Source organism: Anaerolineae bacterium (assembly GCA_035529315.1).
In the GTDB taxonomy this organism is placed as follows: Bacteria; Desulfobacterota; Desulfobacteria; order Desulfobacterales; family ETH-SRB1; genus Desulfaltia.
Genome location: DATKWZ010000034.1, coordinates 73,143 through 95,730, shown reverse-complemented (window position 1 = coordinate 95,730; position 22,588 = coordinate 73,143). Strand labels below are relative to the sequence as shown.

General features: G+C 41.5%; 19 protein-coding genes. 13 read left to right on the top strand and 6 right to left on the bottom strand.

Annotation, left to right across the window (positions count from 1 at the left end; translation table 11 throughout):
• Window positions 1-108: 108 nt before the first annotated feature.
• On the bottom strand, window positions 109-1,572 hold the full coding sequence (gene guaB / locus VMW78_06615) for an IMP dehydrogenase (GenBank protein ID HUV50674.1): 1,464 nt from the start codon (window positions 1,570-1,572) through the stop codon (window positions 109-111).
• Window positions 1,573-1,901: 329 nt separating this feature from the next.
• Here guaB and VMW78_06610 point away from each other — a divergent pair, with 329 nt between their 5' ends.
• A complete protein-coding gene (locus VMW78_06610; GenBank protein HUV50673.1) occupies window positions 1,902-2,513 on the top strand; it encodes an L-threonylcarbamoyladenylate synthase in 612 nt (203 codons plus the stop codon).
• A gap of 68 nt (window positions 2,514-2,581) precedes the next feature.
• Here the strand turns inward: VMW78_06610 and VMW78_06605 are convergent, their stop codons facing one another.
• The 3 genes from VMW78_06605 to VMW78_06595 are packed head-to-tail and all read right to left on the bottom strand — an operon-like array spanning window position 2,582 to window position 6,760.
• Window positions 2,582-3,733, bottom strand: a complete 1,152-nt coding sequence (locus VMW78_06605; protein HUV50672.1) for an enolase C-terminal domain-like protein — start codon at window positions 3,731-3,733, stop codon at window positions 2,582-2,584.
• Between the two features lie 3 nt (window positions 3,734-3,736).
• Window positions 3,737-5,740 carry an ATP-binding protein gene (locus VMW78_06600; protein ID HUV50671.1) on the bottom strand — a complete coding sequence of 668 codons (2,004 nt, stop codon included), beginning with the start codon at window positions 5,738-5,740 and terminating at the stop codon, window positions 3,737-3,739.
• A 42-nt stretch (window positions 5,741-5,782) separates the two neighbouring features.
• On the bottom strand, window positions 5,783-6,760 hold the full coding sequence (locus VMW78_06595) for a hypothetical protein (GenBank protein HUV50670.1): 978 nt from the start codon (window positions 6,758-6,760) through the stop codon (window positions 5,783-5,785).
• A 599-nt stretch (window positions 6,761-7,359) separates the two neighbouring features.
• Here VMW78_06595 and VMW78_06590 point away from each other — a divergent pair.
• Window positions 7,360-8,580 (top strand): response regulator, encoded by a 1,221-nt coding sequence (locus tag VMW78_06590; protein ID HUV50669.1) that lies wholly within the window; start codon window positions 7,360-7,362, stop codon window positions 8,578-8,580.
• Window positions 8,581-8,752: 172 nt separating this feature from the next.
• Here VMW78_06590 and acnA read toward each other — a convergent pair whose 3' ends face one another.
• Window positions 8,753-11,458 (bottom strand): aconitate hydratase AcnA, encoded by a 2,706-nt coding sequence (gene acnA / locus VMW78_06585; GenBank protein HUV50668.1) that lies wholly within the window; start codon window positions 11,456-11,458, stop codon window positions 8,753-8,755.
• A gap of 246 nt (window positions 11,459-11,704) precedes the next feature.
• Between acnA and VMW78_06580 the strand changes: the two genes are divergently transcribed.
• From VMW78_06580 to nrfD, 6 genes are all read left to right on the top strand, one after another.
• Window positions 11,705-12,235, top strand: a complete 531-nt coding sequence (locus VMW78_06580) for an RsbRD N-terminal domain-containing protein (protein HUV50667.1) — start codon at window positions 11,705-11,707, stop codon at window positions 12,233-12,235.
• A 52-nt stretch (window positions 12,236-12,287) separates the two neighbouring features.
• Complete coding sequence (gene dsrM / locus VMW78_06575; protein HUV50666.1) at window positions 12,288-13,289, top strand: sulfate reduction electron transfer complex DsrMKJOP subunit DsrM; 1,002 nt, start codon at window positions 12,288-12,290, stop codon at window positions 13,287-13,289.
• Entirely contained in the window at window positions 13,289-14,911 is a 1,623-nt protein-coding gene (locus VMW78_06570) for a (Fe-S)-binding protein (GenBank protein HUV50665.1), read from the top strand. The genes dsrM and VMW78_06570 overlap by 1 nt, the downstream gene beginning before the upstream one ends.
• 85 nt (window positions 14,912-14,996) lie before the next feature.
• Window positions 14,997-15,395: a sulfate reduction electron transfer complex DsrMKJOP subunit DsrJ gene (dsrJ, locus tag VMW78_06565; GenBank protein HUV50664.1), complete on the top strand. Its 399-nt coding sequence runs from the start codon at window positions 14,997-14,999 to the stop codon at window positions 15,393-15,395.
• Window positions 15,395-16,180, top strand: a complete 786-nt coding sequence (locus tag VMW78_06560; GenBank protein HUV50663.1) for a 4Fe-4S dicluster domain-containing protein — start codon at window positions 15,395-15,397, stop codon at window positions 16,178-16,180. The genes dsrJ and VMW78_06560 overlap by 1 nt, the downstream gene beginning before the upstream one ends.
• Window positions 16,181-16,187: 7 nt before the next feature.
• Entirely contained in the window at window positions 16,188-17,348 is a 1,161-nt protein-coding gene (gene nrfD / locus VMW78_06555; protein ID HUV50662.1) for an NrfD/PsrC family molybdoenzyme membrane anchor subunit, read from the top strand.
• Window positions 17,349-17,457: 109 nt separating this feature from the next.
• Here the strand turns inward: nrfD and VMW78_06550 are convergent, their stop codons facing one another.
• A complete protein-coding gene (locus VMW78_06550; GenBank protein HUV50661.1) occupies window positions 17,458-18,219 on the bottom strand; it encodes a formate dehydrogenase accessory sulfurtransferase FdhD in 762 nt (253 codons plus the stop codon).
• Window positions 18,220-18,375: 156 nt separating this feature from the next.
• Between VMW78_06550 and rplU the strand changes: the two genes are divergently transcribed.
• From rplU to VMW78_06525, 5 genes are all read left to right on the top strand, one after another.
• Window positions 18,376-18,687, top strand: coding sequence for a 50S ribosomal protein L21 (rplU, locus tag VMW78_06545; protein HUV50660.1), 312 nt, complete (start codon window positions 18,376-18,378; stop codon window positions 18,685-18,687).
• Window positions 18,688-18,822: 135 nt separating this feature from the next.
• Window positions 18,823-19,077, top strand: a complete 255-nt coding sequence (gene rpmA / locus VMW78_06540) for a 50S ribosomal protein L27 (GenBank protein HUV50659.1) — start codon at window positions 18,823-18,825, stop codon at window positions 19,075-19,077.
• Entirely contained in the window at window positions 19,074-20,090 is a 1,017-nt protein-coding gene (obgE, locus tag VMW78_06535; GenBank protein ID HUV50658.1) for a GTPase ObgE, read from the top strand. Before rpmA ends, obgE begins: the two co-directional genes overlap by 4 nt.
• The gene (gene proB / locus VMW78_06530; GenBank protein HUV50657.1) at window positions 20,083-21,219 is read left to right on the top strand and encodes a glutamate 5-kinase; all 1,137 of its coding nucleotides are present in this window, start codon (window positions 20,083-20,085) and stop codon (window positions 21,217-21,219) included. The genes obgE and proB overlap by 8 nt, the downstream gene beginning before the upstream one ends.
• Window positions 21,220-21,330: 111 nt before the next feature.
• Entirely contained in the window at window positions 21,331-22,587 is a 1,257-nt protein-coding gene (locus VMW78_06525) for a glutamate-5-semialdehyde dehydrogenase (GenBank protein ID HUV50656.1), read from the top strand.
• Window position 22,588: the final 1 nt, after the last annotated feature.

Here is a 22,588-nt window from a genome sequence, read left to right as displayed (position 1 = left end):
TCATATACAAGGCGTAGTATTTTTTCAGGACCGAAGGCATACAAATAGTATGTCGAGGGTCTGAAAAAATACTACAACGCAGTAGATGGGACTTTTTACGACGACATCTTAGTCAAGCTGGTAATTCGGGGCTTCTTTGGTAATTATTACATCATGGACATGGCTTTCACGCATACCTGCCGCGCTTATCTTTATAAAGCGAGCCTTTTCCCTGAGTTCTCCCAGGGTTCGGCACCCAACATACCCCATGCCGGCTTTTAATCCTCCAATAAGCTGAAAAATATTAGCTGTAAGAGAACCTTTATACGGAACGCGCCCGACAATGCCTTCCGGAACCAGCTTGTTGTTCTCAACCACTTCAGCATGGTAATACCTGTCCTTGCTGCCCTTTTTCATTGCCTCAATTGAACCCATACCCCTGTATACCTTGTAGCTGCGGCCCTGAAAAAGGATTAATTCGCCCGGGCTTTCCTCTGTTCCGGCAAAAAGTCCGCCTATCATTACCGTATGTGCTCCGGCACCTATAGCCTTTGTAATATCGCCGGAAAACTTGATGCCTCCATCAGCAATTAAAGGAACGCCGGTTTTGCTGGATATTGACCTGCAATTAATTATTGCGGTCAACTGGGGTATACCTATGCCGGCAATGATACGCGTGGTGCATATTGACCCAGGCCCGATTCCGATTTTTACTCCGTCAACACCTGCCTTAACAAGATCTTCAGCCCCTTTTGCCGTGCCGACATTGCCGGCAATCAATTCAATATTTTTGAAATTGCCTTTTAATGTTTTTACTGCATCAATAACATTTTTTGAATGTCCATGAGATGTGTCTATTAATATAACATCCGCCCCTGCTTTAAGAAGAGCTTCCGCTCGTTCCTCCATATCCTGACCGACTCCGACTGCCGCTCCAACCCTGAGCCTGCCCATACTGTCTTTACAGGAGTTTGGATATTTTTTTATTTTTTCAATGTCCTTTATTGTTATCATCCCCTTGAGCCGGCCATTTTTATCAACCACAAGAAGCTTTTCAATCCTGTGTTTATGAAGCAGCCTCTTGGATTCTTCCAGAGTAATTCCTTCCGAAACCGTTACAAGATTCTCCTTTGTCATAACTTCAGAGACTTTCTTTTGCAGGTCTGTTTCAAATCGCAGGTCCCTGTTGGTCACGATACCGACCAGCTTATCCCCTATTGTAACCGGAATCCCGGAAATGCGATACTGTTCCATCAGCTTCAGCACTTCATGTATCAATTGGTCGGGACGGATTGTAATCGGATCAATAATCATACCGCTTTCAGATTTTTTAACCTTGTCAACCTCCACAACCTGGCTTTTGATACTCATATTGCGGTGTATGAAACCTATTCCCCCTTCACGGGCCATGCTGATAGATGTATACGCTTCTGTTACTGTATCCATGGCAGCGCTTACAATCGGAATGTTAAGCGCAATATTTCTTGTCAACATGGTTGCGGTATTAACATCCTTCGGCAGCACATCGGAATAGTTCGGAATTATCAAAACATCATCAAAAGAAAAGGTTTCTTCAGGTGGTATTTTTATCATAAGTTTCGCCTTTCTTCTATTTTCGCCACTGAGCACACAGAGATCACAGAATCTGCCAAAGTACGGTGGCGGATTGCGGATTATAGAGAATCTCAGTGCGCTCTGTGAGCTCTGTGGTAAAGTTTTTTACGATTTAAGATGGTTTGTCACATAATACTAAAATATTATCTAAAATTATAAAATCAAAATAGCAAATGGATTTACCTTTATCAATCTTTTATTTGTTGCATTGACAACCTGATAGTATCCATAATAAATGAAAATCGTTGCATAACCATTTAAAATAAAACTTATTAAGAAGTTGCTTTAAAACAAATCAACCCATTATTATGCTTATTAAAATAAATTCAAAAAATCCACAGGCGCGTCTCATCACAAAGACCGTTGAAACGCTCAAAAAAGGTGGGATAATCGCCTATCCAACAGATACCTTTTACGGGATAGGTTGTGATATTATGAACAAAAGGGCTATTGAGAAGATTTACCAGTTAAAGCAGCGAAATAAAAGCAAGCCGTTTAGTTTTATCTGTTCAGGGCTCAAAAATATCAGCGATTATGCCAAAATTTCAAATTATGCGTATAAAACCATGAAACGGCTTTTGCCAGGGCCTTATACTTTCATTCTGGCAGGATCAAAACTTGTGCCCACAATCATGTTGACCAAGCGAAAAACCGCGGGCATACGTGTGCCTGACAATCAGATTTGCCTGGCGCTTGTGGAAGAGTTGGGCAATCCGATTATCACAACAAGCGCAACAATGCCGGACGGAAGCATTATCAATGACCCATCCCTTATCCACGATTTTTTCAATTCAAGAATTGATATTGTAATTGACGGGCAAACCGCTGTCGCGGGAAAACCCTCAAGTGTAATCTCCCTTATAGACGATATGCCTGAGGTTGTTCGCGAAGGTATAGGCGATGTGAGTATTTTTATGTAACCTGGTCTTTTTGTCGCAAAACCACTTTTATCTCAAAAAATTCGTCGCAGATATTTTTCAGGATAAAATTAAGGCCTCATAATAGTAACGGTTTTTGAAGAATCGGATAAAAACAACAGGTTTTGTCTGTTAATTTTGACACCCAGTCCAGGACCCTCCAAGGAGCCTGCTTCACCGCCTAGCCCAAAGGAAACATTTTCACAAGTAATGTTTTTTTTTAACAAAAACTTATCATAGGAGCCGTCATAATACAGAGCATCGCTGCATAGAAGGGATAAAATTCTCCCTGCAGCAGAAAGGATGCCTGATTCGCCCAGGTGACAACCGATCTGGAAAGGTATTTTATTTAACCGCAGATAATCAATTATTTTAAGAGAATTTCTAAATCCGCCGCATTTTGACAATCTTACATTTATCATCTTGTAGAAACCCTCTCTATAAAGCCTTTTTACGTCCTGCAGAGAGCATGCAGACTCATCAGCCATTAAAATCATACCATAGGTTTGCGCTGATTCCGCGTAATCAGCGATGTTCGGATCATCCGGCATCATGGGTTGTTCAATAACACTGACATTGTGTTCCTTCATGAGCTGCATATGCTTTAAGGCAAGTTCGAAATCTGCTGCTCCATTTATATCTACCCTCAGGTCATAACTGCCTGTAAACATACGGCTTACTGTATCAATAATTTCCTTGTTCTGGTCAAAATCTTTGCCTATCTTAACACGAAATTTATTGATTTTCATTTTCTTGATCAATCCACAGATTTCCCTGATTCTTTCTTTATTATCCATAGGAATTAATGCTCCATAATAGATTTTGTCTGTTCGGAAATCCCCTGGAAAATAGTCTATGATATATTTATTCTGGTTCTTGCCTAAAGCATCCAAAAGAGCGGTTTCAATTGCGCATAATGCACAGTGATGTGCCTTGTCACGGGGAAGGCTGTCAACAAACTCCCATATCTGGGAAACATCATGTAATTCCCACGGGAAATTATTCTGCTTGACGAGACCCTTTAGACTTCTGGTAACGCTTTCTTGTGATTCCCCTGTTACGTATGATCGTGGAGCGCTTTCTCCATAGCCTTTAATTTCCCCCTGTTTGTCTATAACTTCAGCCACGATATTCTTTGCTGATGATCTTTTTCTTAAAGAATGAGTGAAATCGCCTGTAAAAGGCAGTAATACCTGATAAATATTTACCTTGTCTATTTGCATGGATTAATCTTTATCCGATGATACCGGGGCATGACCGGTATAAGTATTGGGAAAAGACAGGATAAATATAGTGCCCTCATTTACCTTGCTTTTTACTTCAATGGTTCCGCCATGATCCTGCATGTTTTTATGCGCGATAAACAGGCCCAATCCTGTACCGCTGTGCAAGCTACTTTTATGCCTTGTGGTAAAATATGGGTTGAATATTTTGTCAATTAAAGATTCAGGTATTCCAGTGCCATTATCTTTGATTTCTATCTGAACAACCTCCTGTTTTCCGTTTTCCATAACCTTTTTTGTTGTTAATTCAATTTTTCCTTTATCAGGAGTAAAATCTATGGCATTTGCAAGCAGGTTTAAAACAACCTGCTTCATCTTTTCCGAATCCATCCACACCGGCCCCATGCCGGAATCATAATTACGAACAATATCTATCTGTTTTGCCTTGCTATGAGGTGAAGTAAGAAGAATCATCTTATCTATCAGTTCATTAACATCGTTTAGCTCAAAGTGTGATTCTCTTGTTTTAGCCAAGTCCATGAGTTCGATAATAAGATTATTTATTCTTGCTGTTTCCTCCATTGCGATTTCATAAAACTCGGTTCTGAATTCTTCATCATCATATTTTTGAGGCAGCATCTGGATGAATGTTCCTATGGCGGTCATTGGATTTTTAATCTCATGAGCCAGCCTTGCCGCCATATTGCCGAGAAAGTAAAGCTTTTCAGCCCTGCCCAAAAGGGTCTGGGATCTTTTCAGCTCCTCCATCTGCTCTTTGAGTTTGTTGTATAGCTTTGCGTTTTCTATTGCGATAGCGATCTGTGGAGCAAAGATTTCCAGGGTTTCCCTTGTTACCTCTGGGACCCCCTCTCCATCCACAGCATCTGTTGCAATTATCCCGATTACCCTGGATCTTGTTATAAGAGGAACAACAAATACCGAGGTGGGATTGGTAAGCTTTAAAACAATATTTTCCTTTCTCAGAATTGATTTTTTTATGTCAGGAATATACTCGGGCCGTCCTGTGCTGGCAACCCTTGCCATTATGTTGCTCAAATGGTTCAGGGGAATAGTGTAATTTTTGACATCTTCCGGAGCTTCACCATCAAAACCAACTCCATGCATATATTGAAGGCATCCTTTCTCCTCATTTACAAGCATGATTATAGCCCGGTTTATGTGACATATATTTGACAAAATATTCATAATAACGGTCAAAAGCTGTTTTAAGTCAAGCGTGGAAACAATAGCCTTGCCTGTATCCTGTATGGCTAAAAGCTGTTTGATTTTATAATTAAGACTAACATTCAGGCGGTTAACTTCATCATATTTTTGTTCAATAAGCTCCTTGTCCTTCTCCTGTTCGGTAATGATATCCTTCAGCATTGCTCTGGACATAAAAAATCTGGAAAGATATTCACGAACTCTGTTTTGAAAGCGCCATCTTATATGGTACTCGCAATATGGAGCGCCGTCAAAATAGCAACATTCCTCTTTTAATGTATAAGGCTTTCCTGACCAGATAGTTGGAAAAAATGTATAAATACCTTGATTGAAAAGGCATAAAACTTTAGAAGATTTCATTGCGGGGTTCCAGTGGAGACGAACCACGGCTTCATTCCCCAATAACTTCACGGCTTCCACCTTTTTGTTCCGGTTAAATTTATCATTGATTGCCTGGGCGTGTTTGAAACTCTTTTTTGAAGACCAGAATGCCTTAACAAATATCTTTTGAATATAGCCAAGAGATGAATTCTCAATAGAATATTTTGCAATCTTATAAGCAACCCTTTCATCATGCAGAATCGATCCTGCCCTTTTAAATAATTTAGAAATTACAGAGCTTGAAACCCAGTTGTTCGGATCCTTTAAAAAACTTTCAGGGTCGGAAAGGGAGTCTATTTCAGGGTCAAGCTCATATAACAGTTCAGAGCAATCACCGTTATTATGAGCCTTTATATAATTTATAACGATCCCGGAATTTATACAGTTTACTTCCTTTTCCATGCAACATGCCTCATTGTGTTTGCATCAAGTACTTATCCGGTTCTATGCGACGTTGCCAAAAGAGGGGTTAAGCTGTGGCAGATATAATGATTTTTCAGTCATTTCGCCGGACAATGGAACCTGTTCGATAGACGGATATTGTTTCCACTGGTACCATCCTTCGGGGTGATTGTAAATATATTGCTCCAGATATTTTAACACGATCTCTCCGACTGATGCATCTGTTAATTGTTTAAACCGTTTTTTTATTTCTTCCATTGAAGCTGAAATAAATTTATACCGATTATTATGATCTCTATGCATAATGCCGAACACCACAAAAGCGCCGCCCCTTTGTGAAATAATGTTTATCGTTCTATCTGGGTTTATCTCTTTACCCAGAAAGGACATTCTGCTTTTACTGGAAAGCCTCCATTCATCTATCTCGTCACACTGAGTAATTACCACACGATTTTCTCTCAGGTTATCAAAAATAGCCTTTATAACATTAGGTGTATTATTAGCATCGATAACTCTTGTTGAAAAGTTATTAGCCTGCTTAATGCATGCATCACGCATGTTGCTTGAAGAAAATCTTGCCACTATAGTTACAGGACATGTTTTATCTCCGAGAAAAGCCGGAATCAGTTCAAGGCCTCCAACGTGGCTGGTAATTAACAAAACGCCCCTGCCATTGGAAAGCCCTTTTTTTATGGCTTCTATGCCTGTACTTTCCATTTGTGTTCTTATAAAAGCTCTGAGCGTTGCAGGAGAAGAATACGCGTTAAAAAATTTTTCATAATAATGATATACTATCCCACGAAAAATATCCCTGGTAATCGACCTTATCTCAAATCTACTTTTCCCGCCGGCAAATACCTCCTTAACAGAATTTTTTATTTTTTGCCTTTCCTTTCTTTTAAAGAAAAAATATAATTTCCCTAACATGGTTATATAAAAAAAGGTAATTCTCCACCCAAGTTTCCTGCACATAAAAATGTTAAACCTTAATTGCAAAAAGGAACTTAAGTTTATCTTCATTATAATTACCTCCTACGATTTATTATAATTAATGATTATGCCTATAAACCCAATAAACTTTCCACTTCATTCAAAATACATGCCAAGAAAGATCTGATTCATTGCACAGTCAAAACAAGGGCTGCTCTTCCTGATATTTTAAATTTATCATTACGCCAATTGCTGTTTCATAGGCATTTAACACCAATATGATGCGCAACATGCTTAAAACCCTGTGTTTGAATATCAAGACAAATATAACGAAATAAATTATATCAATCTTAGCAAACGTGCATACTTTTGCCCATCTGCCGCGTCATTTATTTGACGAAAACAAGACTTTGTGGTGATATTTTGTTGTGAATAATAGGAAATGTAGAAAACACTGAACTCATATCGTCATTTATTTGACGAAAACAGGATTTTGCGGTGAAGAATAAGGAATATACAACACGCTGAACCCATAAGTGATTTCAAGTATTGTTTTAATGTTTGTTCTTTGGTATTATTATCAAATAAAAACAGCGGGAACCTTGAAAAACCTTTTCCGCTCAAGCGGAATTCGAGTTCAAGAAAAGCAACACAGATGAGGGAATAAACCAGAATAGGAAATAAACATTTTGCCGAATGAAAAGGTGTTGAAAATAAATCCGCTGCAAAAGAATGGAAATCAAAACAACAAGCGCGAGGAAAAGCCGCGTGTTTTGGTGGCAGATGATGAGCCAAACATTCTGCGGGCCATGTCTTTAGTGCTTAAATCAAAGTTTGATGTTACCACAGTAAAAAGTGGCGATAAAGCAATTGAAAAGATCCAACAGGGCATGGATTTTGATGTGATTTCATTGGACCTGCAAATGCCCGGGCTGTCAGGCATTGAATCGCTCAAAGCTATAAAACAATTGAGCCCTTCTACGGAAGTGTTAATCGTTACAGCCCATTCAGATCTTGAATCAGCAAAAGGAGCTCTCAAATTTGGAGCTTATGATTACATTAACAAACCATTCGATAATGCTGAATTAATTGCAGCATTCTACAAAGGTGTGAAACGCCGAAGAAATGCAATGGGAGCGGGAAAAACCAAAGAACAGCTTGCGTTTGTCAAGGCACAGTTGATGCAGTCGGAAAAATTTTCCGCTATCGGGCAACTTTTGTCCGGAGTTGCCCATGAATTAAACAACCCCTTGGCCGCGGTCATTGGTTTCTCAGAACTTCTTCTTGCGAGAGAATGCTCACCTGATATAATCCGAAACTATCTGGAAAGAATAAACAAAAACTCTCTACTTTGCAAAAATATCGTTAAAAAGCTGCTTTCATTTTCCAGAAAAGAGGAATCAAAACTGGAATATATCCGGATCAATCAAGTTATTGAAAGCACCCTTGACCTTAAACAGTATGATTTCAGAGTAGATAGCGTTCAGGTGGTCAGACAATTAGCAGATAATATGCCTAATACAATGGCTGACTTCTACGAACTCCAGCAAGTATTTCTGAACATGATCAATAATGCGCACCAGGCAATGAAAATGGATGCGGAGACGCGAACGCTGACCATTAAGAGCGAATTTGATAAAAAAACAATACGCATCAGTTTCCTTGATACCGGGCCTGGCATCCCCAAAAAAAATCTCCATAAGATTTTTGAACCGCTTTTTACCACAAAAAAAAGAGATGAAGGCACAGGGCTCGGTTTAAGTGTTTGCCATGAAATCATCAAAAAACATAATGGTGATATCTTTGTGGCCAGTGACAAACAAAAAGGAGCTTGCTTTGTAATAGAGCTCCCTCTTGTCGGCCAGCTCTCACAAACTGCGCCGATTCCCCATAAAAAACAAAATCCTTGAAAGAGGATTGTTTGTGCAGAGAACTTTTTATAACACCAGTATCGTCATTGCGAGCGAAGCGAAGCAATCTCACAACATGTTAATAATCCACAAGATTGCCGCGGCACTTTGTGCCTCGCAATGACCGGAACTGGACAAAAGGATTAGAGGATTAAGGGGTAAGGATTAATCCTTAATCCGTTTTCAGACGTCTCATAACATAGGCCAGTATTCCGCCATGTCTGTAATAACTCAATTCTATTGGAGAGTCGATCCTGGCAGTAACCATAAATTCGATCTTTTCGCCGTCTTTCCGATCAGCGCAAACCAAAAGTTCCCCCCCGGGTTTTAGTTTGTTTTCAATACCTGTTATATTATATAGTTCGGTTCCATCCAGTTCAAGCGATCCGGCATTTTCATCGGATTTGAACTGAAGAGGCAAAATCCCCATGCACACAAGGTTGCTCCTGTGTATGCGCTCGAAACTTTCAGCAATTACAGCTTTAACTCCAAGCAAGGCCGTTCCTTTGGCTGCCCAGTCTCGAGAACTACCGGTGCCGTAGTCGCTGCCGGCTATAATCAGCAGGGGCGTCCTTTTCTTTTGATACCGCATGGCTGCTTCATAGATAGACATTTCTTTTCCTTCCGGCAAACAGATGGTCCATCCACCCTCTATGCCGGGCACAAGCCTGTTTTGAAGACGGATATTGCCGAATGCGCCCCGCAGCATAACTTCATGGTTTCCGCGCCGGGATCCAAAGGAATTAAAATCCAAGGGCGTTACGCCATGCTTAGCAAGATATACGCCTGCCGGACCGTCAGCAGGGATTGCGCCCGCAGGTGAAATATGGTCTGTTGTAACGCTGTCTCCAAGAAGAGCCAGAATCCTTGCTCCCTTGATATCCTGAAGTTTTGAAACCTCACGCGTTATTTTCTTAAAAAAAGGCGGCTCCTTAATATAGGTTGATTTTGAATCCCATTTGTAAATCGCTCCTTCAGGAGTCGGAATCGATTGCCACAGACTTGATCCTTCAAACGCCGTTGCATATGCTTTTCTGTATATTTCCGGTTTTATGGTCTTTTTAACAACCTTTTCAATCTCCTCCATGCCGGGCCATATTTCACTCAAATATACCGGCTTTCCGCTGGAATCAATCGATATGGGTTCTTTTTCAAAATCAATGTCCACCCTCCCTGCAATGGCATAAGCAACAACCAGTAGAGGTGATGCAAGAAAGTTGGCCCGGGTCAGGGGAGAAACCCTTCCTTCAAAATTACGATTGCCGCTTATAACAGACGCAGCCACGAGGTTGTGCTCCCTTATAGCACTTGCCACAGATTCCAGAAGGGGCCCGCTGTTGCCGATACAGGACGCGCATCCATAGGCAACGAGGTTGAAGCGCAACGTATCAAGATATTGCATCAGCCCCGCACTCTCAAGGTATTCCGTAACCACCCTGGAACCGGGCGCCAGGCTGGTTTTAACCCATGGCCTAGTACAAAGTCCGCGCTCAACAGCCTTTTTTGCCAGCAGCCCTGCCCCAACCATAGCCGAGGGATTTGAGGTATTAGTACAGCTTGTTATTGCCGCTATAACCACACAACCGTGGTCAATACTAAATGTATCCCCATCAATTCTGATCTCAACAGGTTTTGCGCTTTGCTGATTTGGGGAACTGATGTTTGCAAATGATTCCTTAAAGTCATTAATAAAACACTGTTTCATTTTTAAAAGAGGGATCCGCTGCTGAGGACGCTTTGGGCCTGCCAGGCTCGATTCTATAGCGCTCATATCCAGATGGATACTATCGTTGTAAATCGGGTCCGGCATTGTCTCTGTTCTGAAAAGGCCCTGGGCTCTGCAATAGTTTTCAACAAGGGCGATATTTTTTTGTGACCGACCCGATAGACGAAGGTACTTGATTGTTTCATCATCTACAGGGAAAAAACCCATGGTTGCTCCGTACTCTGGAGCCATATTGGATATTGTCGCCCGATCTTCGCAGCTCAGGCTCCTTACGCCTGGCCCGTAGAATTCAACAAATTTGCCGACCACCCCTTTTTTCCGAAGCAGCTCGGTTATGGTAAGCACAAGATCTGTGGCCGTGGCTCCGTCAGGAAGAGTGTTGTCCAGGCAACATCCGACTACCCGTGGAGTAAGCATAAAATAAGGGTTGCCTAACATCACGGCCTCGGCCTCAATACCGCCGACACCCCAACCGAGCACACCGATTCCGTTAATCATCGTGGTGTGGGAATCAAGGCCGACAAGGCTGTCCGGGAAAGCGATCCTTTGCCCATTTTCTGTCTTTATGAATATTACCCTTGCCAGGTATTCCAGGTTAACCTGATGAATAATGCCTGTTGCCGGAGGCACTACATTAAAATTTTTAAAATTTTTCTGCCCCCAGCGCAAAAAGGCATAACGCTCTGAATTACGTTGAAACTCCTTTTTAACATTATACTCAAAGGATCTTGCAGAACCGAAAGAGTCAACCTGAACCGAGTGATCAATTACCAGTTCAACAGGGATGTTAGGATTGATTTTCATGGGATCGATATTAAGGCGATTTGCGGCATCTCGCATAGCAGCCATATCAACAAGAGCCGGAACCCCTGTGAAATCCTGGAGCAGGATTCGGGCAGGCATGAAAGGAACCTCATTGTTTCCGGAAACCTTTGGATTCCATCTTGCCATATTTTCTACGTCATCGGCATTCACGACAATATTGTCTTCATTCCTGAGCAGGTTTTCCAAAAGTATCTTTATGCAAAAAGGAAAATAATCGATATCGGCAAAACCCGAATCTGCAATTTTTTTCAGATCATAGTATACAAAAGGACCATCAGATGTGTTGAGAATCGACCTTGTTCCAAAACTGTTTTTGCATGCTGTCATATCTTTTCCTTCCACGTTTCAGAGATTCAGGATTCACGGTTAGAGGACGATTAAGATTGAACCGTAAATTTTTGTTAAAAACTAAAATTTACCAATCGTCAATTGAAATTTAACAATATATTTTTAAGCTGTTTCTTTCTTTTATTCTTGACAAAATTTTGCAGGTTGTTTATAAGCTCAACCTTAAAATCAAACTTTATATGCTGATTTTCATGTGTTAATATTAATAAGGAAACGATACTGGGAATGAGGCTAAACGATTTACTGAAGCAAAAAAAAGCCGCAATTGTTAAACAATGGTTTGACATGGTGGTTAATACTTATCCTCACGACACCTCCCGGTTTCTCAAGGACCAGAAAGATCCTTTTGCCAATCCTGTTGGAAACACCATTTCGCAGGGCATTGGGCCTCTATTTGATGAATTAATCAATAAAATGGATCAAACAATAATAACATCGTTTTTGGAACCCATCCTCAAAATCAGAGCTGTCCAGGTAATGTTTTCTCCCTCACAAGCTGTTGCCTTTATCTTTTCCTTGAAACAAGCAATTAGAAAAAATTTAAAAAAAGAACTTTGCGATAATAAGATTTTAAATGAGTTGTTGCTGTTCGAGTCAAAGATCGATGAACTTGGATTAATGGCCTTTGATGTTTTTATTAAATGCAGGGAACAAATTTACGCGATTAAGGCAACCGATGAAAGAAACAGAACCTTCAGAGCATTTGAAAGGGCCGGCCTTGTAACCGAAATCGAAGATAACAGACCGTGCGATTAATTTCAGATACGTATTTTAATATATTTTGGGCTACACAGCGAGGTAATGTTAAATGAATGTAAAGTACTTATTTTCCCTCATAGCGGTTATTGTGCTGATTTCGTTAGCCTATGTGGGAGTTGAGGCGGCTGGACTTCAGGTTCTTTTTGGCATCATAATACCTTATATAGCCGTACTCATCTTTATCGTGGGGTTTATATATCGTGTAATGGACTGGGCGAATTCACCTGTTCCATTCCGTATTCCCTCTACATGCGGTCAGCAGAAATCACTCCCCTGGATCAAACATTCCAAGATAGACAACCCGTTTACTGCCGGCGGCGTAATTGTGCGGATGTTTTTTGAAATACTTTTTTTCCGCTCATTATTCAGGAACACCAAGTGCAGATTGAATGAAGGAACTAAAATCTCATATGTATGGGAAAAGTGGTTGTGGCTTGCGGCATTGGCATTCCACTATTCTTTTCTTACCGTGCTGATAAGGCATCTGCGGTTTTTTCTTGAGCCCGTGCCTGCATGTTTGCAGTTGCTGGAAAATGTCGATAGTTTCTTCCAGGTCGGATTGCCCGGGCTCTTCCTGTCCGGCGCGGTTCTTCTGGCATCTGTAGTCTTTCTATTTTTAAGAAGAATCTATATTCCGCAGGTGAGATATATTTCCCTTGCTGCCGATTTTTTTCCACTTTTCCTTATTATCAGCATAGCTATTACCGGCATTCTCATGCGTTATTTCACAAAGGTGAACGTCGTAGGCGTTAAAGAGTTTGCAATGGGTTTAGCAACACTTCATCCAACTGTTCCTGATGGCATAGGAAGTATTTTTTATGTCCATCTGTTTCTTGTAAGTGTTCTTTTTGCATATTTCCCTTTCAGCAAACTTATGCATATGGGAGGTGTGTTTTTGAGCCCTACCAGGAATCTGCCGAACAATACCCGCGCTGAAAGACATATCAACCCCTGGAATCCCGTTGTCAAGGTTCATACATACGAAGAGTATGAAGATGACTTCAGGGAAAAAATGATAGAAGCTGGACTTCCAGTGGAAAAGGAGAGCTAATGGCTGAACTTCCCAAATCAGATGAATTATTTTCGAAAATTAATTATAATCCGCCACAAAGCGGATGGATGGATACCCCTACGGTAATTAGAGACGGGATGTTTTGTTATGCCGCTAAACCTAAAAGCGTTGAAACACTTGGTCTCCCCTACCCCAGGGAATGGAATCCTAAACATGAGGACTGGCTGCTTCCAGAAAACTGGAAAGAGATAATTTATGAAGGGATGAAGGATCGGCTGGCGCGGTTCAGGTCCTTTAAGATTTTCATGGATATCTGTGTTCGGTGCGGAGCATGCGCCGACAAATGCCACTTCTTTATCGGAACAGGCGACCCGAAAAATATGCCGGTTCTCAGGGCCGAACTTATACGATCTGTATATAGAAATGATTTTACAACCTTCGGGAAAATGCTCGGAAGGCTTGCAGGCGCGAGAAAACTTACTTTAGATGTTTTAAAAGAGTGGTGGTACTATTTTTTCCAGTGTACCGAATGCCGGCGCTGCTCGGTCTTTTGTCCATACGGCATTGATACTGCCGAAATCACCATGCTTGGCAGGGAGCTGCTCAATCTTCTTGGCCTTAACATTGACTGGATAGCGACGCCTGTTTCAAATTGTTACAGGACAGGAAATCATATGGGAATCCAGCCTCATGCATTTAAAGATATGCTTGATTTCTTTGTAGATGAAATTGAAGAAATAACAGGAGTAAGAGTAAACCCTCAATTTAATAAAAAAGGCGCGGATATTCTTTTTATTACCCCGTCCGGAGATGTGTTTGGCGATCCCGGCACATATACCTGTATGGGATATATGATACTGCATCATTATTTAAAGGAAAAATACGGGCTTAATATTACATGGAGCACATATGCTTCTGAGGGCGGAAATTTTGGCCTTTTCACTTCCAATGAAACCATGAAACGGCTTAACGCAAAAATGTATGCTGAAGCCAAAAGGCTGGGAGTAAAATGGATTCTCGGAGGAGAGTGCGGACATATGTGGCGGGTTATAAATCAGTTCATGAGCACCATGAACGGGCCTGCCGATTTTCTCGAAGAACCGGTTAGTCCGATAACAGGCACAAAGTTCGAGAATGCCAAATCCACCAAGATGGTTCATATTGTTGAGTTTACCGCAGATCTTATCAAACACGGCAAGCTTGATCTTGATCCCTCCAGGAACGATCATTTAAAGGTTACATTTCATGATTCCTGTAATGTTTCCAGGGGCATGGGGATGTTTGATGAGCCAAGGTATGTTATAAAAAATGTGTGCAATAATTTTTATGACATGCCCAGAAACTGCATAAAGGAGCAGACATTCTGCTGCGGCAGCGGGTCCGGCCTGAATGCAAGTGAAGATATGGAATTACGGCTTGCCGGAGGTCTGCCAAGGGCTAATGCCGTAAAATATGTTCATGATAAACATGATGTGAACATGCTGGCCTGTATATGCGCAATTGACAGGGCCGTGCTTCCGCCTCTTATGAAGTACTGGGTTCCGGAAGTGGATGTTACAGGCACACATGAACTGGTGGCCAATGCCCTGATCTTGCCCGGAGAAAAGGAAAGAACCGTTAACCTGCGTGGAGAAGAAACACCGGGCAAACCGGACAAATAGAGCGATCCTGATGGATATTATATGCGACCTGCTTTTCCCGGCTGGTAGTGGACGGCTGATTCAGCATTAATGGAGGGTGAAGTTGATGAATGATAAAAACAAGATAATCACCGGTTTAATCATCTTTATTGTGATTATTACATTTCCTTTTTGGTATAATATGGGGAAAGCATCTCCTGTACCTGAACCAAAATTGACCGACAAGGCAAAACTCGAAAAAGAATGCATTGAGCCAAAGGAGTTTATGAAGGCAGAGCACATGCAGATACTTGATGTCTGGAGAGAAGCTGTTGTAAGAAATGCCAGCAGGGTTTATGTGAGCAAAACAGGCAAAAATTTTAATATGAGTCTTGCCGGCGGAGATGATTCATGTATTGGATGCCATTCCAGCAAGGCTGATTTTTGTGATAAATGCCACAATTATGCATCGGTAAGACCTTACTGCTGGACTTGTCATATTGAGCCGCCAAAGGAGAAGAAGTAATGGAAAACAGCAGAAGAAGCTTCTTAAAAATAGCTGGTATTTCAGCTCTTGGTTTAGGGACAAAGCCTGTTCTAAATGCATTTGCTTCTGGTGGACAGAGCGAAAAGCGTGAAGCTGAAATCCGGAAAAATCCAGCTGCTTTAAAAGCAAAAAGATGGGCTATGGTTATAGATACCAGAAAGTACGAGTCTGAAGAGGACCTCGGGCCGATTGTTGAGGCTTGCAACAAGATCCATAATATCCCTAAGCATACAAACAAAAGACACGAAATCATGTGGATATGGATTGACGAATTTAAATATGTCTTTACAAACCAGGAACATGAATTTGTTGATGACAGGGTAAAACATTTGCCATTCCTGGTGCTTTGCAATCATTGCGAGAAACCCGCATGTGTCAGAGCCTGTCCGACCAAGGCAACCTTTAAGCGGGAGGACGGAATTGTTCTAATGGACTTTCATCGCTGCATAGGGTGCAGGTTTTGCATGGCTGCATGCCCCTACGGATCGAGAAGCTTTAATTTCAGAGATCCACGTCCCTTTATCAAGGAGGAGAACAAAGAATTCCCCACAAGGATGAAAGGGGTTGTGGAAAAGTGCAATCTTTGCGCTGAAAGGCTGGCTGTTGGAAAAATGCCGGCCTGTGCGGAAGCATCAAACGGAGCAATAGTTGTTGGGGATCTTCACGATTCTGAGTCTGAAGTCAGAAAATTATTGAAAAATAACTATACAATTCGTCGAAAACCGGAGCTTGGTGCAGGACCGGCCATTTACTACATAGTATGAGGTTATTATGCTTGAATTAGCACTTAAAGGCGGCAAGAAATACTGGATATTTATTATAGGACTGCTCGCTGTTATGGGCATTGCTTTTGGTTTCTGGCTGTGGCAACTTAGTTTCGGCCTTGGGATTACAGGTATGAGCAGAGACGTTTCATGGGGTTTTTATATTGCCCAGTTTACATTCCTTGTCGGTGTTGCGGCAGGGGGTGTTATGGTGGTTCTTCCATATTACCTCCATGACTATAAAGCTTTCGGCAGGATTACTATCTTAGGTGAGTTCCTAGCTATAGCGGCTGTTATCATGTGTCTTATGTTTATTATTGCAGATCTTGGACAACCTATGCGCGCTCTTAATGTTATGCTTTATCCAACGCCGGGATCTGTCCTTTTCTGGGATATGATAGTTTTAAACGTGTATCTTTTACTGAATATCATTGTGGGTTGGAATGTGATCGAGGCGGAACGGAATAATGTGCATTATCCAGGCTGGGTAAAGACGCTGGCAATTGTTTCAATTATATGGGCGCCGGCTATCCATACTGTAACAGCATTTTTATACTGTGGTTTGCCGGGAAGGGGATTCTGGCTAACCGCTATTCTTGCTCCGAGATTTCTTGCTTCAGCCTTTGCCGCAGGCCCTGCATTATTAATTCTTTTGTGCCTTATCATCAGGAGGGTAACAAAATTTGATCCGGGCAGAGAACAGATTCAATCTCTTGCCAAAATTGTTACATATGCAATAATAATTAATGTATTTTTCTTCCTTTGTGAAATATTTGTAGTCTTTTACAGCAGAATACCAAGCCATATGGCTCATATACAATACCTTTTTTTCGGGTTTCACGGATATGGCGCTTTGGTTCCATGGATGTGGGCATCAATGGCGTTTATGTTGACATCTATTATTCTCCTTGTTAATCCTGTTACCCGCAAAAATGAAGCTGTTCTGGCTTTTGCGTGCGTAATACTGTTTATCGGAACATGGATTGACAAAGGTCTCGGAATGATCTCAGGCGGATTTGTGCCTAATCCTCTTCATCATGTTACCGAATATATCCCAACGCTGCCGGAGATTGTTATATCTCTCGGTGTTTGGGCAACCGGTTTTTTTGTATTAACCCTGCTTTTCAAGATTGCCGTTACTGTTAAGGAAGAGGTTTCCGGGGTATAAAAAATAGTTCTATAGTATGAGACCTTTGAAAAATGAATAAGGTCTCAATATAATATACATAAAAAGGGTTCATAATTTATCGATGGACCCTTTTTATATTTTAGTTTTATTATTTTCCAAACCGATGTTTGCCGCAGAAAATGTATAAGCCGGAACCTTTGGCAAGACATGCCAGTGTCATGTTTAATTTTGTTGCGATCTCTACGGCAATGGAAGTGGGACGCGACATTGCGAGTATAACAGGGATTCTTGCCCTTGCAGCCTTCTTGACAAGTTCATAACTGATGCGGGAAGAAAGGATAAGGAGTGATGCCCTGTTGAGCGTATTGTCCAAAAAGAGCTTCCCAACAGCCTTATCAACAGCGTTATGACGGCCAACATCCTCGGCAACGGATAACAGTTCAAAATCTGAATTATACAGGGCAGCAGCATGAGCTGCATGTGTATCAAAACGCAATGGTTGATGACAGGAAAGCCCTTCAAGACAATTTACAGCTGAGTTGACATCTATTATAATTTCATCTGCCATGGGAGGAGTGATTTGATAAAAATTGTCAACCATGTCCCGCCTCTCGAAAAGATGGGATATTTTATTTTTTCTTGATTCGCTAAGGGTAATGGCAACTACATTGGTATCTGCATCATCTTTAAATGATAGTGATGTTAAATCACCAGGAATATCAATGAGTTCTTCATAAAGGCTAAAACCGGCTACATGCTGAAGTTCATTGCCGGGTGTGCGCATAATAACACAGTATGGTTTTCCCTGAACCAGAATTGACAAAGGCTTTTCATTAATAAGTTTGTGTCGCGCTGAAATTGTGTGTTTTTTATCAATAAAAACAACCTGATGATTTGAAAAAGTATTCAACAAGACCTCCATGTGTAAAAATATAGTTTAAAATTTTTTACTTGACAAAATAGTTTAATAAAATAGAAGATCATTGTTTTTATTAGTTGAAAGTTTCATAATAAGTCAAATGTTTAATATTGAAAGTCGTTAAAATTAAGAGGGGAGCTAAATCAGATGTACGCTATAGTTGCTTCAGGTGGAAAACAATATAAAATTCATGAGGGGGAAACCTTAAGGGTTGAAAAAATTCCAGGAGAGACTGGTGACTTTGTTTCTTTTGATAAAGTCCTCATGTTTTCAGATGGTAAAACTGTAAATATCGGCAGACCGCTTCTTGATAATATAGTGGTTAAGGGACATATTATTCAGCAGGAAAAAACAAAAAAAATAATTGTCTTCAAGTATAAGAAACGAAAAAGATACCGCAAAAAGCAAGGTCATCGCCAGCAGCTTACTGCTGTTATGATAGATAATATTGAAGCATAAATAATAATATTTATAACAGGTTAGCCTCTAAGACACAAAAGCGCGACAAAGGGATATTGTTTGTATTATAACCCCTGCCTGCCGCAGACAAGTTGGCGTCTTGGTGGCAGAATTATTACGCAAGGAGTAGAAATAATGGCACATAAAAAAGCCGGCGGCAGTTCAAAAAACGGTCGCGACAGCAATGCACAAAGGCGTGGTGTTAAACGATATGGCGGAGAAAAGGTCGTAGCCGGAAATATACTGGTTCGCCAGCTTGGGACAAAAATTCATCCAGGAGATAATGTTGGAATGGGTCGAGATTATACATTATTTGCCACCATTGACGGGATTGTTGCTTATGAACGAAAGGGCCGTTCACAAAAGAAAGTAAGCGTTTATGCAGCGTGAAATTCATTGATGAAGCAATTATTACTGTTCAGTCCGGAGATGGAGGCAGCGGGTGTGTAAGTTTCAGACGTGAGAAATTTATACCCCACGGAGGACCGGATGGAGGGGACGGCGGAAAAGGCGGGGATGTTGTTTTTGTGGCGACATCAGGGAAACGCACCCTGTATCAGTTTCGATACAGAAAGCAACTGAAAGCTAAAAACGGCGTTTACGGACAGGGCAGACAAAAGAAAGGCAAAAATGGTGAAGATCTTAAAATAGAAATTCCCATTGGCACCCTGGTCTTTAATGCCGAAACCGGACTCCTGATAAAAGATTTTGTTAAAGCAGGCGAAGCTTTTGTTATAGCAAAAGGCGGTAGAGGCGGCCTGGGAAACACACGGTTTAAATCGTCAACAAACCGCAGCCCGCGGTTTGCCCAGCCCGGTGAACCCGGCGAAACACTGAATCTAAAGATAGAGCTCAAACTCCTTGCGGATGTGGGAATCATAGGTCTTCCCAATGCAGGAAAATCCACCCTTATCAGCGTAATTTCTTCTGCGCGGCCCAAAATAGCCGATTACCCCTTTACAACACTTACACCCAACCTCGGCGTAGTTCAAACAGACCTGAAAGAGCCTTTTCGGGGAGAACCTTTTGTTGTAGCCGATATACCCGGATTGATATCAGGAGCACATAAAGGGGCCGGGCTGGGTATAAGCTTTCTAAAACACATAGAGCGAACCCGGATCCTTGTTCATCTTATCGATATATCCTCTATTGACACGAACCATCCCCTTGATGCTTATAATACTATAAACATGGAACTTGCGCTATACAGCGAGAATCTTGCAAAAAAGCCTCAGGTTGTTGTATTGAATAAACTTGATATTCCAGGCGCCAAAGAAGCGGCAGATATATTTCAATCCGCTGCCAAGGAAAAAAACATAGTATTAATTTCCGCCATTACCGGAAAAGGGGTTAACCATTTAATATTACGGATACTTGAGCTATTAGATAAAACGTATGAATAAAAACCGAACATCTTGTTTTAATAGCGCAAAGCGTGTTGTTGTCAAGGTCGGCAGTGGAGTTCTCACCGAAGATAACGGGTTGAATCTAAAAACTATCAGATCCATCAGCAGGCAAATTTGTTATCTTATTGACGCGGGAATGGAGATTATCCTTGTTTCATCCGGGGCTATGGCATCAGGGTTAAGGAAAGTCGGACTTTCCAGAAGACCTGATGAAATTCCCAAAAGGCAGGCAATTGCCGCTGTTGGTCAGGCCGGACTTATCATGGCGTATGAAAAGGCATTTGCCAGATATGGGAAAAGAGTAGCTCAGATTCTTCTAACCAGCGAAGATCTCAGCAACCGAAAAAGATACTTAAATGCTCGAAACACTTTAAGCACGTTGTTGTCATGGCAGTTTGTTCCGATTATTAACGAAAATGATACTGTTGCAGTGGAAGAGATTAAATTTGGAGATAATGACAATCTTGCCGCCATGATTACAATGCTGATGGATGCCGATATTCTAATTAATCTTACCGATATTGACGGGCTTTATAATAAAGATCCTCGCAACAATCCAGATGCAAAACTGATTACGGTTGTATCCACAATAAAAAAGAGCATTGAAAAACTTGCGAGTGATATTCCAGGCGCCCTCGGAACCGGGGGAATGATGGCAAAGATAAATGCTGCAAAGAAGGTTACTGCAGCTGGAATACCTATGATAATTGCGGGTGGTGCAAAATCGGATATTTTGAAAAAGATTTTTTCCGGAAAAGAGTATGGAACCTTTTTTGTTCCGAAAAAGGAAAAGCTTGCAGGACGTAAATGCTGGATTGCCTATAGTTTGAAGCCTAAGGGGGTTATCAGAATTGATAACGGTGCCGCAACCGCGATACTTAAAAAGGGGAAGAGTCTTCTTCCAGGCGGTATAATTGGTGTAGAAGGTAAATTCAGTGCGGGAGCACCTGTAGAATTTCAAATGGAGGATAACAGGAAATTGGGGACAGGCCTTGTCAATTACAGCGCAGCCGATATACGCAAGATCATGGGGCTCAAGTCAAGCAAGATTAAGGAGCGTCTCGGATATAAGCCTTACGACGAAGTTATACATAGAGACAACCTGGCTATTACATATTATGATTAACACATTAGGTGTTAGGTTAAAGCAATTTGTTGTTTTGTCAAACCCTTAATACTTTGATGGTTTTATAATTTCTTCGTGCTCTTCGTGGTAAAAAAAATTCAAGGAGGAAAAATGTCTGTTGAATTAACGGTTCTGGAGATAGCAAAAGCCGCAAAATCTGCTTCAATAGAAATGGCAAAATGCCCGTCAATTAAAAAAAACGGGGTTCTTCTTGGAATTGCCGGTAAAATAGAAACAGAAGCTTCATATATAAAGGAAGAAAACAATAAGGATCTTTCACGTGCAAAGGAGATGGGGCTTTCAAGTGCAATGATTGATCGGCTTACCATATATGATTCAACCATAAAATCCATGGCTGATGGGCTGAGAGAAGTAGCGCAGCTTGACGACCCTGTCGGTTCCATGAGCAAGACATTGATAAGACCCAACGGTTTGCAGGTGGCACGTATGCGCATACCTTTGGGCGTTATCGGCATAATTTATGAGTCAAGGCCAAATGTTACCGTGGATGCTGCCGGCCTTTGCCTGAAAGCCGGAAATGCGGTTATACTTCGCGGCGGTTCCGAGGCATTCCATTCAAATCAGGCATTAGCCGGAATTATAGGCAACGCTCTTCTTGAAAATGGTCTTCCTGAATCTGCGGTTAATGTTGTGCCGGTTAGAGACAGGGCTGCCGTTAATGCGCTGTTAAAGCAGGAGAAATTTGTTGATCTTATTATACCGCGTGGCGGCGAGGGTTTGATCCGTTTTGTAGTGGAAAATTCAAAGATACCTGTATTAAAACATTATAAAGGCGTATGCCATGTATATGTTGATGATAGCGCGGAGCTGTTTATGGCCGAAGAGATATGTTTCAATGCAAAGGTTCAGCGCCCCGGCGTATGTAATGCCATGGAAACAATGCTTGTTCACAAATCGGTGGCTCAGGAATTTTTGCCAGCTATCGAAAAACGCTTTGTTAAGGCCGGGGTTGAAATCAGGGGTTGCCCTGAAACATGCCGTATCCTGCCAAAAACAATAAAGGCATCGGAAGAAGACTGGCCAGCTGAATACCTGGGCCTCGTTATTGCTGTAAAGGTGGTGGATAATATGGATCAGGCCATCGCACACATAGCAAGATACGGTTCCAGCCATACGGAAGCTATTGTTACATCAGATTATAATAGAGCAAGGCGCTTTGTCCGCGAGGTGGATTCTTCGGTTGTTCTTGTAAATGCTTCAACACGCTTCAACGATGGGGGGCAGCTCGGATTAGGAGCTGAAATCGGCATAAGTACTTCTAAACTTCACGCCTTTGGACCAATGGGTTTGAAAGAGCTTACCGCCACCAAGTTTGTAGTTTTCGGAGATGGGCAGATAAGGCTTTAAA

Coding starts and splice junctions, on each gene's coding strand:
- guaB (HUV50674.1), bottom strand. CDS start 1,572: ATGATAAAAATACCACCTGAAGAAACCTTTTCTTTTGATGATGTTTTG.
- VMW78_06610 (HUV50673.1), top strand. CDS start 1,902: ATGCTTATTAAAATAAATTCAAAAAATCCACAGGCGCGTCTCATCACA.
- VMW78_06605 (HUV50672.1), bottom strand. CDS start 3,733: ATGCAAATAGACAAGGTAAATATTTATCAGGTATTACTGCCTTTTACA.
- VMW78_06600 (HUV50671.1), bottom strand. CDS start 5,740: ATGGAAAAGGAAGTAAACTGTATAAATTCCGGGATCGTTATAAATTAT.
- VMW78_06595 (HUV50670.1), bottom strand. CDS start 6,760: ATGAAGATAAACTTAAGTTCCTTTTTGCAATTAAGGTTTAACATTTTT.
- acnA (HUV50668.1), bottom strand. CDS start 11,458: ATGACAGCATGCAAAAACAGTTTTGGAACAAGGTCGATTCTCAACACA.
- VMW78_06580 (HUV50667.1), top strand. CDS start 11,705: ATGAGGCTAAACGATTTACTGAAGCAAAAAAAAGCCGCAATTGTTAAA.
- dsrM (HUV50666.1), top strand. CDS start 12,288: ATGAATGTAAAGTACTTATTTTCCCTCATAGCGGTTATTGTGCTGATT.
- VMW78_06570 (HUV50665.1), top strand. CDS start 13,289: ATGGCTGAACTTCCCAAATCAGATGAATTATTTTCGAAAATTAATTAT.
- dsrJ (HUV50664.1), top strand. CDS start 14,997: ATGAATGATAAAAACAAGATAATCACCGGTTTAATCATCTTTATTGTG.
- VMW78_06560 (HUV50663.1), top strand. CDS start 15,395: ATGGAAAACAGCAGAAGAAGCTTCTTAAAAATAGCTGGTATTTCAGCT.
- nrfD (HUV50662.1), top strand. CDS start 16,188: ATGCTTGAATTAGCACTTAAAGGCGGCAAGAAATACTGGATATTTATT.
- rplU (HUV50660.1), top strand. CDS start 18,376: ATGTACGCTATAGTTGCTTCAGGTGGAAAACAATATAAAATTCATGAG.
- rpmA (HUV50659.1), top strand. CDS start 18,823: ATGGCACATAAAAAAGCCGGCGGCAGTTCAAAAAACGGTCGCGACAGC.
- proB (HUV50657.1), top strand. CDS start 20,083: ATGAATAAAAACCGAACATCTTGTTTTAATAGCGCAAAGCGTGTTGTT.
- VMW78_06525 (HUV50656.1), top strand. CDS start 21,331: ATGTCTGTTGAATTAACGGTTCTGGAGATAGCAAAAGCCGCAAAATCT.